At 28.9% G+C, this 12,757-nt stretch carries 11 protein-coding genes and 1 riboswitch; of the genes, 9 read left to right on the forward strand and 2 right to left on the reverse strand.

Features of this window, described 5'->3' with window-relative positions:
• The first annotated feature begins 76 nt into the window (after positions 1 to 76).
• A complete protein-coding gene (locus tag BV55_RS0110630) occupies positions 77 to 976 on the forward strand; it encodes a DMT family transporter (RefSeq protein WP_051652490.1) in 900 nt (299 codons plus the stop codon).
• A gap of 25 nt (positions 977 to 1,001) precedes the next feature.
• On the opposite strand, the gene BV55_RS0110635 is transcribed toward BV55_RS0110630, so the two are convergent.
• Complete coding sequence (locus tag BV55_RS0110635) at positions 1,002 to 2,258, reverse strand: D-alanyl-D-alanine carboxypeptidase family protein (RefSeq protein WP_029452805.1); 1,257 nt, start codon at positions 2,256 to 2,258, stop codon at positions 1,002 to 1,004.
• 202 nt (positions 2,259 to 2,460) lie between these two features.
• Here BV55_RS0110635 and BV55_RS0110640 point away from each other — a divergent pair, with 202 nt between their 5' ends.
• The 3 genes from BV55_RS0110640 (at position 2,461) to BV55_RS0110650 (ending at position 5,750) form a co-directional block, all read left to right on the forward strand.
• On the forward strand, positions 2,461 to 3,090 hold the full coding sequence (locus tag BV55_RS0110640; protein ID WP_029452806.1) for an NUDIX hydrolase: 630 nt from the start codon (positions 2,461 to 2,463) through the stop codon (positions 3,088 to 3,090).
• A gap of 316 nt (positions 3,091 to 3,406) precedes the next feature.
• Positions 3,407 to 5,329, forward strand: a complete 1,923-nt coding sequence (locus BV55_RS0110645) for an OPT family oligopeptide transporter (protein WP_029452807.1) — start codon at positions 3,407 to 3,409, stop codon at positions 5,327 to 5,329.
• Between the two features lie 46 nt (positions 5,330 to 5,375).
• The gene (locus BV55_RS0110650; RefSeq protein ID WP_029452808.1) at positions 5,376 to 5,750 is read left to right on the forward strand and encodes a PqqD family protein; all 375 of its coding nucleotides are present in this window, start codon (positions 5,376 to 5,378) and stop codon (positions 5,748 to 5,750) included.
• Positions 5,751 to 5,892: 142 nt separating this feature from the next.
• Here the strand turns inward: BV55_RS0110650 and BV55_RS0110655 are convergent, their stop codons facing one another.
• Positions 5,893 to 6,225 carry a membrane protein gene (locus tag BV55_RS0110655; RefSeq protein WP_029452809.1) on the reverse strand — a complete coding sequence of 111 codons (333 nt, stop codon included), beginning with the start codon at positions 6,223 to 6,225 and terminating at the stop codon, positions 5,893 to 5,895.
• Positions 6,226 to 6,395: 170 nt separating this feature from the next.
• Positions 6,396 to 6,572, forward strand: a riboswitch (cobalamin riboswitch).
• A 501-nt stretch (positions 6,573 to 7,073) separates the two neighbouring features.
• On the opposite strand from BV55_RS0110655, the gene BV55_RS0110665 reads away from it, so the two are divergent.
• From BV55_RS0110665 to BV55_RS0110685, 5 genes are read left to right on the forward strand one after another with little or no spacing between them, the layout of a single operon-like run.
• Positions 7,074 to 7,694 (forward strand): energy-coupling factor transporter transmembrane component T, encoded by a 621-nt coding sequence (locus BV55_RS0110665; RefSeq protein ID WP_198023215.1) that lies wholly within the window; start codon positions 7,074 to 7,076, stop codon positions 7,692 to 7,694.
• A gap of 1 nt (position 7,695) precedes the next feature.
• Entirely contained in the window at positions 7,696 to 9,390 is a 1,695-nt protein-coding gene (locus tag BV55_RS0110670) for an ABC transporter ATP-binding protein (RefSeq protein ID WP_029452811.1), read from the forward strand.
• Positions 9,387 to 10,073 (forward strand): ECF transporter S component, encoded by a 687-nt coding sequence (locus BV55_RS0110675; protein ID WP_029452812.1) that lies wholly within the window; start codon positions 9,387 to 9,389, stop codon positions 10,071 to 10,073. Before BV55_RS0110670 ends, BV55_RS0110675 begins: the two co-directional genes overlap by 4 nt.
• Positions 10,074 to 10,130: 57 nt before the next feature.
• On the forward strand, positions 10,131 to 12,005 hold the full coding sequence (locus BV55_RS0110680; RefSeq protein ID WP_029452813.1) for a DUF4430 domain-containing protein: 1,875 nt from the start codon (positions 10,131 to 10,133) through the stop codon (positions 12,003 to 12,005).
• A 16-nt stretch (positions 12,006 to 12,021) separates the two neighbouring features.
• Positions 12,022 to 12,729 (forward strand): DUF4430 domain-containing protein, encoded by a 708-nt coding sequence (locus BV55_RS0110685; protein WP_157469648.1) that lies wholly within the window; start codon positions 12,022 to 12,024, stop codon positions 12,727 to 12,729.
• Positions 12,730 to 12,757: the final 28 nt, after the last annotated feature.

Here is a 12,757-nt window from a genome sequence, read left to right on the forward strand (position 1 = left end):
ATAAATATTTTAATGAATTATTGTAAAGGTTCATTTATAATCTAAATATGGTTATTTAAATTAAGGGGGATTTGTAATGCAAAATAAAAAAGTGTATCACGGACTAGCCATATTACTGATGTTTATATGGGGACTATCCTATTTAAGCATTAAGGTAGTAGTTTTAGAAATAGAACCTACACTTGTGGCATTTTATAGATTTTTAATAGCATCTATAATTTTATATATTATAATGAAGTTAAAGTACCCAGAGGAAAAGGTACTAAAAGAAGATAAGATTAAAATGATGCTTGGGGGATTTTTTGGAGTAGCTTTATATTTCTTTTTTGAAAATTATGCTGTATCATTTACGTCTGCTTCAAATGTATCTATTCTTATATCGTCAATACCAATATTTACATTACTATCACAACGAATAATATTTAAAGAAAAACTTACTACATTTAAAATATTAGGAGCTACTTTAAGTGTGATAGGAATAATAATAGTTGTTTCAAGTAAAGACAAGGTTAATTTATTTTCTTCGGGGACTTTAGGTGACTTAATGGCTCTTGGCGCAGCTATAAGTTGGGTTATATATAATATCGTAACTAGTAAGTTTAAGGGGGAATATAAGAGTATAACTATAAGCACTTATCAGACTATATTTGGAACCATTTTTCTAAGCCCTGCTTTATTAATATCAAAACCAACCATGCCATCATCCTTAGCTATTATTAATATACTTTATCTTTCCATAGCATGTTCTGTTGTAGGATATATAATATATATTTTTTGCTTGAAAAAGTTAGGACCAACTGTTATAACTACATATATTAATTTACAACCAATAATAAGTTTAACAGCATCGGCACTTATATTAAAGGAGAGTGTTACTTTTGTGCAGGTAATAGGGAGCATGATTATAATTACAGGAGTGTTCTTTGTAAATGCCGATAATAGGTTTAGTAAAAAGCGGTTTGAAGAGTCTATATAAAGATAAAAAAAAGATACTTCTAATATTAGAAGTATCTTTTTTTGTTTTTATTTCTTTTTACCTTGGATTTAAAAAAGAAAATAATAGTTATTATAAGGATTGTACAAATTAAAGTTCCTATATAAATAAGTAAATTAGCTTTTATTAAATCTGATTTTGATACACTAGGATATAAAACATACTTTTTTGAAGATAAAGGTTCTTTTAATGTTAGTTTCCCAGCACTAAGGTTTTTATTCAATTTCCAAGGGTTTAAACCAGCGGTATTTATGTCTTTTTCAAGATATTTTTTATTTATAGGATTTTCATAGTATTCAATATCTTCTTTCACTATTAAAGGAACATCTATGGTTTTAGAAGGACCAAAAAATCCAAAGGATTTATATTGTATTGGCAAGGTTTCTACAATGTCATCTTTATTTATAAGGATAGTTTTCTTTGCACTGTAGCTAGCATCTATAATCTTTTCAGTGTCATTAAACATAGCTAAATCTTCACTATCAAATATGGATTTTAAAACTACAGATACAAGTTTTCTTCCATCTCTTTCATATATTGAAACAAAGCATTTACCTGCCTCAGTGGTATAACCAGTTTTGCCACCTAAGTTACCATTTTTCCCTAAGTATTTATTTCTATTTTCCATTAAAAACTTATCATTACTAGGAAGTTGAATGGAATCTTCTTTTATAGATAAAGTCTCTCTAACCCATGGATTGTCATAAGACTTTTTACCTAATATGGCAAGATCTAAGGCGGTACTATAATGATTTTCATTATGTAAGCCATTTGCAGTTATAAAATTCGTGTTTTTCATTCCGAATTCTTCAGCTTTTTCATTCATCATTTTAATGAATGAATCAGAATCTGTTGCTACGTTATCTGCTATTATATAAGCAGAATCATTAGCTGAATATAATAATAGGGCTTTCATTACGTCGCCAGCTGTCATAGTTGTACCTATGTTAATAGGTTTTACACTAGCATTTAAGGAATAAGCTGGTTGGTCTTTAGCAGATTTAGTATAGGTTAAGTTTTCTTCTTTACTTTTATTTTCTGCTAGTAATATAGCGGTCATGAGTTTTGTTGTACTTGCAGGATACATCTTATCTTCTGAATTAAGATCAAGTATTACGTCCATAGTATCCATGTCAATAACTACAGCAGATTTGGCATAAATCTTTGGAACGGTTATGGGATCAGCTTTAACAGAAATTATAGGCGAAAATAAGCTTAAAGATAGCGCTAAAACCATACTTTTTAGCAAGGTAACTTTTTTCATAAAATCTCTCCTTTTAAAATTTAATTATATAAAAATATTATTAACATTTATTAGTTTTAGGCATATACTTTTTATTGTAAAATATCATTCATGTATTACAATAGCATTTAAAATGATATAATATTATTTTAGGTAAGTGTCTAAAATCTCAATTAGTATAACATTTTTAAAAAGATAAAACAACTATAATAGAGGTGATACAATGGCTATGGAACATATAAAAAGTGTGTTTAATAAAAGAAAAGCTGGAGTAATGGGGAATTTTAGGGAGAGTTCTGTAATGATTTTATTAGAAGAAATAAATGGGGTGACTTATATAATATTTGAAGTTAGAGCATTAAACTTAAGACATCAGCCAGGAGATGTGTGTCTTCCAGGAGGGAAAATTGAAGAAGATGAATCACCAAAAGAAGCAGCTATAAGAGAAACTATGGAGGAACTAAATTTAGTAAGAAAAGACATAGAATACATAGGGAAAATGGATTATCTTGTAACTCCTTATAGAAGCATTATGTATACTTTCATAGGAGAGCTTAAGGGTAATAAGGATATAATTCCAAGTTCTTATGAAGTAGACCATATATTTAAGGTTCCCCTAGAGTTCTTTTTAAAGGAAGACCCCACATTTTATGAAATGGAGATAGGTCCTAAAAGCACAGAGGGCTTTCCTTTTGAATTAATAAATAGGGGAGAAAATTATAAATTTTCTAAGGGGATGTTATCACAATACTTTTACAAGTATGAAAACCATGTTATATGGGGATTTACTGCTAGAATAGTAAAAGAGTTTATAGATATAATAAAAAAGAAAGAAGCAAATAATGAATATTAATATTCAAAACAATACTCAGAATATTCGAAATGGATTTATAATTTGGAATTTACTGTTGATTTTTGTATGTTGATGAATGTATAATTATAGTATATAAAATACTAGTTAATACTGATTAAAAATATTGCTACGAAGGGGTGGTTAAAGTTATAAATATATTTTAAAGGCTTTCACAATGATTGTATCAGAACTTTTATCATTATAATTTATGCTTGCTTACTTTAAGATTTAACATGAAAATATTAACTTATAGGGATTTGCAGAAGGAAAGATTCATATACTTTAATAGATGTAATCAAATAGGGGGGTAAATGTAATGGAAGAAAAAAAAGGACTATCTAGTACAGCTTACGGAGATATTAAAGGAGAAGATTATATACCTTATATTTCTGTAAAAGATGCATTCTCTGAAATAACTGTTATATCCATAGTTTTTGGATGTATAGTTGCTATTATTTTTGGCGCTGCTAATACTTATCTTGGACTAAAGGTAGGCATGACTATAGCAGCTGGTATTCCGGCAGCTATTATAGCAACATCAATATTAAAGGGAATATTTAAAAAAAATAATATACTAGAAACAAATATTATTCAATCTATGGCATCTATGGGAGAGTCACTTGCAGGAGGATTAATTTTTATTATTCCTGCGGTTATAGTATTAGGACATGAATTAAAGCTAACAACCATTATTATAGTGGCTATATTAGGAGGATTACTTGGAATTTTATTTGTCATACCAATTAGAAAATATTTAATGGTTGAAGAACATGGAAACCTTATATATCCAGAAGCCATGGCTACTGCTGAAGTGCTTGTGAATAGTAGTGCAGGTGGAAGTGGTTTTAGAAACATGATGACAGGTCTTTTAGGTGGAGGTATATATAAGTTCTTTTCTGGTGCGTTTCAATTGTGGGGAGAATCTCCAGTATGGATTATAAAGCCATTTCATGGAACTGTATTTGGAATAGATGCTATGGCATCCTTACTCGGAGTTGGTTACATCGTTGGAATACAAATAGCTATGTATATGTTTGCGGGAGCATTAGTTGCTAATTTTACACTAGTACCACTAATAAAGTACTTTGGGGATAGCATAAATACTGTAATATTTCCATCTGTAAAATTAATTTCTGAAATGTCAGCAAAAGAAATTTCAGCTTCCTACGTAAAGTATATAGGTGCTGGTGCAGTAGCTGCTGGTGGACTTATAAGTATAATAAAATCTATGCCAACTATAGTAAGATCTTTTAAAACAGCTTTATCAGGTATGAAATCTAATGCGGATATGTCAAAAAATGAGGACTTACCAATCACATGGGTTATAGGTGGTTCTGTATTAGTATTTGTTTTATCTTGGATTATGCCAAAGACAGTTGGAACAGGCTGGCTTGGTGCCATACTCGCAATTATATGTTCATTCTTCTTTGCAGTAGTTTCTGCTAGAATAGTAGGGCTTATAGGTACTTCAAATAACCCTATATCAGGTATGACTATTGCATCTTTATTGTTTATAACAGGTATATTAAAGGCTACAGGAAAAATTGGAGATGCAGGGATGTTAGCAGCAATAATAGCATCTTCTATAGTTTGTGTAGCTGTAGCTGTAGCAGGTGGATCGGCACAAAGTTTGAAAACCACATTTATTATAGGAGGAACTCCTAAAAAGGTTGAAATTAGTATGTTTATAGCAATAGTTGTATCCTCTGTTGTTATTGGAGCTGTAATACTTATGTTAAGTAATGTTTACGGATTAGGATCAGCAGATGTACCAGCTCCTCAAGCCAATATGATGGCTATGATTGTGCAAGGTGTTATGAGTGGAGAGTTACCTTGGACACTTGTTATAGCTGGAATGACTCTTGCATTCATGTGTGAACTTATGGGAATACCAGTGCTTCCTTTCGCATTAGGATTATACTTACCAATAAACCTAAGTGCTGGTGTATTAATAGGTGGTATTCTAAGAGTACTTGTAGAAAAGAAATATAAGAAAGATCAAAATCAACTTAAGATTCAAAATGAAAAAGGAATACTTACTGCATCAGGTTTAGTGGCTGGAGATGCTTTGGTTGGAATAATAATAGCAATATTTGCAGCATTAAAATTAGATTCAGCTCTTGCAATAGGTCCTAAAATAATGCCAAGTATAGCTGGCAGTAACTGGACGTCAGCAGTAGTGTTATTTATATTTGCCACATTGTTCTATAGATATACTGTTAAAATAGATAATAATTAGTATAATAGGAGAGCTAAGCTCTCCTAAAATTTTAGGAGGATCATATATGTGGAAATCATCATCAAGTGAAGCAAAAGATGACTCCGATAATTTTCTTCTTTATATTCCAATAATAAAACATGATTTATATGAGGTAAGAAAAGGAAGCGTGTATCTTATATTTATACATGATAAACCTTTAGAAAAGGCACTAAGATGGCTTGTGAAAAAGCCTTATAAAAGTGATGTTGAACTTGATAGTATGGGAAGTGCAGTTTGGCTTTTAATAGATGGGAAAAATAACATACATGATATTGGAAAAATGCTTTTTGGAAAGTTTGGAGATAAGTGTGATCCTATATATGATAGACTTATCTTATACCTTAAATATTTAAATAAAAAAGGTTGGATATCTTTTAAAAAAGATGAAAAGTTAAATTAATAAAATATATTAGTTAAGATAGTTATTTTAGAAGTTTAAATAAAATATAGCTTATATATATTAGTAGAAATAAGAGTAGCACTTTATTATTTATAGAGCTACTCTTAAACTATATACCAAACTAAAATATTTATTTCAATAATCATTTTTTTCTAGACAATACTAAAAAGCTTATGATTATAATAAATATGTATGCAAAAGGAATGAATATGTTTATAAGCTTAGAGCTTAAAAAGAATTTTGTATATATAAATAGTATTAATGAAATTAAAGACCAAAATAAAGAAGTATAGGACATCCTGTTATTAGTTTTACGCCAGGAATCTGGATCTTTCATATCGCCTACTATAGCATCATGTTTTTTATTTTCCTTTGAAGAAGATACAAATAAAAATTTGAAATATAAAAAACACAATAGGTTAATAATAAGTATAACTAAGAATACATAAGATACAGAAATACTTGTAATATTCATATAATCACCACCATAAGATTTATAAACTTATTGTTTCCCAAAATTTATAGATAATACACCCTTACTGTTTAATATATAAAATATATTGTTAAATTTAAACTCATAAAGGTATAACTTAATTAGAATCTTATTTATTTTAAAGATAGAATGTTTACTATTAAAGATTTTAATGATAAACTTATTATAATATAAATTTAATATAGAATATATAAGGGAATACGGTTGAATCCCGTAGCAGCCCCCGCTACTGTAAGCATGGACGAAGGTAATAGCCACTGGATTTTCTGGGAAGGCTACCAAGAGGAAGAAGTGCAAGCCAGGATATCTTATATTTTCTTTAAAACATCTAAAAAGTAATTAAATATATAAAGTATACTAGTATACTTTATTGTTATTTCTTTAAGATGCATAAATTTTAATTGCCTTCGGAGGGAAGGTAGAGATTTAAAAACTTTGAATCTTTGCCGAACTTTTAAGTTCGGCTTTTTGCATTTTAAATAAAGATTAGGTACATAATATTTAAGTTAAGATGCAAATTTAACTATTATGTAAAGATAGCTTTAAAATATTTAGGAAACAAAACACCTTAAAGGACGTGGGCTTTATTGAAAAGATATCATACTATGACAACAATTATTATAAATCTTATTATGCTATTTATTTCCCTGTTAACTAATAATTTTATTATATTAACATCGATACTTATATGGAATCTTACTGTAGCTTATTTATATAAGGGGTTTTATAAATACAAAAGATCCTTGCCTTACCTTTTTTCATTAGCATTAGTGACTTTAATTATAAATTCATTTTTTGTACAGGCAGGAAACACTAAATTAATAATCATTTTGGGAAGGCAGATAAATTTAGAAGTAATAGTTTATGCCCTTATAATGAGTTATAAAATACTTATAGTATTTATTATATTTATTTCATTAGAACTTATGATAGATTCTGATAGAGCAGTTTCATATTTTTCAAACAAATTACCAAAGACTTCACTTATGATGCTAATAGGAATTAAACTTATACCTAATATGGAAAATAGATTAAATACTCTTAAAGACATATACACTATAAGAGGACTTGATTATAAAGTAAAAGGCATAAGGGCTAGAATAAAAAGTTCCATTCCAATACTTTCAATACTCCTTGAAGATTCTTTAGAAAATTCCTTTGATATAGCAGAATCTTGTTACATAAGAGGTTCACTTAGAGGAAATAGAGGAATATACGAAAAGGAAGAATATTTTTTTAGTGATGTTTTAGTTATATCCATGTCAGTTATAAGTTTTATTAGCTACTTTGTAATATCTAAATATTATAAAGTTAACTTTGATATTTACAATAATTTTAAAAATATAAATATGATATCAATATATTCATTAACTATAGGGAGCATAATAACACTTAGCGCTATTACAAACTTTTTTATAATAAAAAGTACAATCACTAGAAAGGAAAACTAAGATGAATCACATTAAATTGAACAATTTGAGTTATAAGTATCCAAATGCTGTTAATGACTCATTAAAAGATATAAATATAGATATAGAAAAGGGAGAATTTGTTTTAGTAATTGGGAAATCTGGATCAGGAAAATCCACCTTAGCTAAGGTAATATCAGGCAGCATACCGAACTTTTATGGTGGAAGGCTAAAGGGAAATATAGAAATTGAAGGAGTTAATTGTATTAATGAAACAGGTGATAATCATAGGCGAAATGTATCTATGGTATTTCAAGACCCTGAAAAACAATTAATTATGAATAAAGTACATAGAGAGATAGCCTTTGGACTTGAAAACATAGGACTTGAAACCTCAGATATTCAAAAAAGGCTATTTGAATCACTTCAATTTTGTAGTCTCTTAGACTTTTATAATAGAGATATAAAAACTCTTTCAGGAGGAGAAAAGCAAAAGGTAGTTATTGCTTCAGCCTTAGCTATGAGAGATGAATGTATAATATTAGATGAACCAACATCACAGTTAGACCCATCTTCAGCTGAAGAAATCATAAATTTAATTAAAAAGATAAATGAAGAACTAGGTGTAACAATTATAGTAATAGAACAGAGAATGGAAAGGTGGATGGAGTTTTCTGACAAGGTAATGTTCATGCAACAAGGAGAAATAGACTTTTTCGGAATTCCAGAAGACTTTTTGAATACAAATAATAGTAGTTTTATGCCATCCTACATTGAGGCTTTGAGATGTATGGATATTAGAGAAAGTCCAAAGACCTTTAAAAATGCTAGAATAATCATGGAAAAACAATTAGGTAGAAAGATAAAAATAGCAGAAAGTCCTAATGAAAATAAAGAACATAAAGAAGCAAAGAGTAAATTCTTATTAGGTAGGCTTTTTTCAAATAAGGAAAAAGGGGAAGGCGAAATATCTATTAAGGATTTAAAAGTTAACTATGATGATAATTTAGTATTAAATAATATAAATTTAAATATACAAAAAGGAGATTTTTGTGCTTTAATTGGTCCTAATGGAGCAGGAAAATCTACATTTTTCAAAGCTATTATGAATTTAATTGAATATAAGGGAGACATAAGATTTCAAAACAAAAATATAAAGGATATAAATAAAAGAGATTTTTATAAAAGCATTGGATATGTATCTCAAAACCCTAATGATTATATATCTAGAGATTCGGTATATAATGAGATTAAATTTACTTTAGATAATTACAACATAAAAGATGAGGAAAAAATAAATAAGGTTATTAAAAGACTTAATTTAGAACATTTAAAAGATAAAAACCCAAGAGATATAAGTGGTGGAGAAAGGCAAAGGCTAGCAATAGCAACAATGATAGTTTTAGAGCCTAAGGTTTTATTAATAGATGAACCTACAAGAGGACTTGATAACGAAAATAAGAAAAGATTGCAAGAAATATTAAAAGAAATTAACAGCACGGGTGTTACTATAATCTTGATAACTCATGATATGGACTTTGCAGCAAACGTAGCAAATAGATTTATAATGCTTTTTAATGGAAAGATAACTTCTGACGGTGATATGCAAAAGGTATTTAAAGAAGGGTTTTATTATACTACTACCCTACATAAGCTATTTAACAATATAAATAAAAATGTTTTTAAGCTAGAAGATGTAAATACTTTTTACAAAAAGGACTTAAGGAGAACACTATGAAGAAGTTAATAATGATAATATCTATACTAATGCCATTTTCAATGGCTATTATAAGTCTAACATTAAAGGATTATGATAAACTTTCTTTTTACTTAACGGTATTTGTAATTGCAACCTTAGTTATAAACTTTCTATATTTAGAAAAGAGCAAAAAAGGAACTAAGGAAATAGCTCTAATAGCTACTTTAAGTGCTGTAGCAGCTGTAAGTAGGGTGCCTTTTTCAGGTATACCAGGTGTTCAGCCTACTACTTTTTTGGTGGCATTATCAGGACTTGTTTTTGGAAGTTATGAAGGATTTTTAGTAGGTAGCACAGCAGCCTTTATATCAAATATATTTTTAGGCCAAGGTCCATGGACCCCATGGCAAATGATGGCTTGGGGCATAGTTGGAGCTGTTTCAGGACTTATAGGTTTAAAAAATAAAAAGCCATCCATAGAAATGTTTGCCTTAATTTGCTTTATTTATGGCTTTGCTTTTGATTGGATAATGAATATATGGCATGTTATAGGCTTTGTAAGGCCGATTAACTGGAAGACTATATTAGCTGCCTATGCAACAGGGCTTCCCTTCGACATAATGCATGCTGTAGGTAATTTTATATTTGTATTAATATTATATGATAAATTTTATAACGTATTAAATAGATATAAGGATAGGTTATATTATACTTATACTAAATAAAAGTTAAAATTTAAGTAACATAAAGATTTAAAAAAATAAAAGAATGGAGTGAGTTAAATGGAAAAAGGGTTAAGAAAGTTTAATAAATATATCAGTTTATTTGTAGGAGCTATGCTACTTATATTTCAATTTGGTGCTTTAAATATAACTAAGGCATCAGAAGTAATTGGTGAAGAAGTAAGTATAAGGGTTGAAGCCCCTGATAAAACTATAATAGAAGGAACAGAAACTGGTACTACTGCCTATGAAGTTTTAGAGAAGGTTTTAAAGAAAAACAATATAAGCCTTGAGGCAGAAGATAGTCAGTATGGAAAGTTTATAAAGGGCATAAGTGGAGTTAATAGTGGAAAATTTGGCGGGTATGACGGATGGTTATACTATGTTAAAAATGGAACTAAGGTAGAGGCTGCTGGTTTATCAATAGATAGCTATAAATTAAATAAAGGCGACAATATAGTAGTTTATTATGGCAACTTTGATACCCCTTATATAAACACTATAGACTTTAACAAAGAAGTAATAAAAGAAAATGAACCATTTGAAATGATATTTTCATTCAAAAATTTTGATTATGTATCAAATAAAGATATAGTTCATCCAATAAAAAATGCTAAAGTTACTATAGATGATAAAGAATATATTACAAATGCAGAAGGAAAAATAGTAGTAGAAGCTTTAAAAAAGGGAGAACATCAATATAGTATTAGTGGATATGAAAAAGATAAATTTCCAATAGTTATAAAAGATAGAGGTAAATTTGTTATAGACAATTTAAACAAACCTCTTATATATTTTAATGATGATAACTCAATAAAAAAAGAAGAAGTAAAAAAATCAAAGGATATAAAAGGTCAACTAGAATTAACTTTAAATTATATCAAAAACAATTCATCTAACTCATGGGCAGCTTTGTCTCTAGATAAATATGGGATTAAGTCAGATGAAGGTTATTTAAAAGATTGGGTAGAAGAGATAGAAAAAGAAGGTTTGAGTGAGCTAAATGCAATAGATATAGAGTCGAAAATAATGGCACTTACAGCTTTAGGATACTCTTCTTATGATTTTGCAGGACATAACTTAGTGGAAGAACTATATAATAGAAACCTTAATGATTTTTATAATAATGAGGTAGCCTTTGGACTACTTGCTTATAATTATTTAGATCTTAAAGATGACTATAAGATTGGAGAAAAGGAATTAATAGAATCACTATTAAATTTAAAACTATCTTATAAAGCAGATGATAAGAACCTAGTAGGATGGACATGGTATGGTGACAAAATAGATCCAGATATGACAGCAGTTGTAATCAGCGCGCTATCACCTTATTATAGAGGAAGAGAAATAGAAGGTATAGATAATAAGAAGGTAAAGGATTCAGTGGATGAGGCTGTAAAAACTTTAGCTTTATTACAAAATGAAAATGGTGATATTTTAGGTCAATATGGTATTGCTAGTGAGACTAATTCTTTTGCTATAATAGCTCTTACTTCCCTGGGAATAAATCCTGAAGGAGAGATGTTTACTAAAGAAAAAGGTGACCTAGTGTCAGCACTTTTATCTTATAGTGGAGATAATGGACAATTTAATCATGATGATAAGTCTAAAAATAATTATATTTCTACAGAGGAAGCTTTAAGAGCTCTTATAAGTTTAGATGAGTTTAGTAAAAATGGAGTATACGATTATTATAAGGGATCTAAAGATGTTAAAAATCTTCCTTCTTTTAAGATAAAAGAAAGTGAAGAAGATAAGAGTGGTGAAATTAAAGAGACAGAAGAAATTGTAAATGATAATGTAGTACAAGACAATAAAAATGCAAATAAATCATCAGTTGATGTATTACCTAAAACAGGTAGCCTTATAAATTTTTATTCCATGATTATTGTATCTTTTGCCTTCATTATTTCAGGAATTAAAAAAATTAAATAAAGTAGAGGCGAAGTATATGAAAAAAAAGTTAGGTGTCTTAGCATTTGTAATTTTAATTAGTGTAGGTGGGATGCTTTTTTCAAAATCCTTTACCAAGGAACAACAATTAAAATTAAGTACTAAGGGCTTAGATAGTAGCACAATATCTGAAGTAGAAGAAGCTAAAGATGAGCCTATTTTGGATGATGACCAAAAGATCACTTTAGAAGAAGAAAATAAAGATAAGTTAGAAGAAAATAAAGAAACTGTAAATGAGAAGGACAGTGTAGAAAATAAAAAGTTACAGTTTGAAACAAAGGTTTCAGAGCCTAGCAAAGAATCAAAAAGTGATATACAAAGTAGTGAAATCAAAAATAATGAAGTAAAGACTGAAACTAAAAATAACACAAATACAAAGGAACCAGAAAAGAAGCAAGAACTTAATGTAACCATAGTCAATGATATCACTGGAGATGTTATAGCTTCTGGATATGTAAATATTGAGGGCCAGAAAGTAGAAACGGTTACTAGAAAGATTTTAAGTGATAGTGGCATAGAGCCTCCCGTTGTAAAATCTGGATACTTTTCTAGTATTGCGGGATTAAAAGAAAGATCTCAAGGAAAATCTAGTGGGTGGTGTTATTATGTTAATGGTGTTAAGCCAGGAATAGGAGCTTCAGACTATACTTTAAGGAGTGGTGACAAGTTAGTATGGAAATTCCTTTTAGATGGAATTAGTAATTAACTAAATTATAATGTAATGGATATTAAAA

Source organism: Clostridium algidicarnis (assembly GCF_000703125.1).
Classification (GTDB): Bacteria; Bacillota; Clostridia; order Clostridiales; family Clostridiaceae; genus Clostridium_L; species Clostridium_L algidicarnis.

Coding starts and splice junctions, on each gene's coding strand:
- BV55_RS0110630 (WP_051652490.1), top strand. CDS start 77: ATGCAAAATAAAAAAGTGTATCACGGACTAGCCATATTACTGATGTTT.
- BV55_RS0110635 (WP_029452805.1), bottom strand. CDS start 2,258: ATGAAAAAAGTTACCTTGCTAAAAAGTATGGTTTTAGCGCTATCTTTA.
- BV55_RS0110640 (WP_029452806.1), top strand. CDS start 2,461: ATGGCTATGGAACATATAAAAAGTGTGTTTAATAAAAGAAAAGCTGGA.
- BV55_RS0110645 (WP_029452807.1), top strand. CDS start 3,407: ATGGAAGAAAAAAAAGGACTATCTAGTACAGCTTACGGAGATATTAAA.
- BV55_RS0110650 (WP_029452808.1), top strand. CDS start 5,376: ATGTGGAAATCATCATCAAGTGAAGCAAAAGATGACTCCGATAATTTT.
- BV55_RS0110655 (WP_029452809.1), bottom strand. CDS start 6,225: ATGAATATTACAAGTATTTCTGTATCTTATGTATTCTTAGTTATACTT.
- BV55_RS0110670 (WP_029452811.1), top strand. CDS start 7,696: ATGAATCACATTAAATTGAACAATTTGAGTTATAAGTATCCAAATGCT.
- BV55_RS0110675 (WP_029452812.1), top strand. CDS start 9,387: ATGAAGAAGTTAATAATGATAATATCTATACTAATGCCATTTTCAATG.
- BV55_RS0110680 (WP_029452813.1), top strand. CDS start 10,131: ATGGAAAAAGGGTTAAGAAAGTTTAATAAATATATCAGTTTATTTGTA.
- BV55_RS0110685 (WP_157469648.1), top strand. CDS start 12,022: ATGAAAAAAAAGTTAGGTGTCTTAGCATTTGTAATTTTAATTAGTGTA.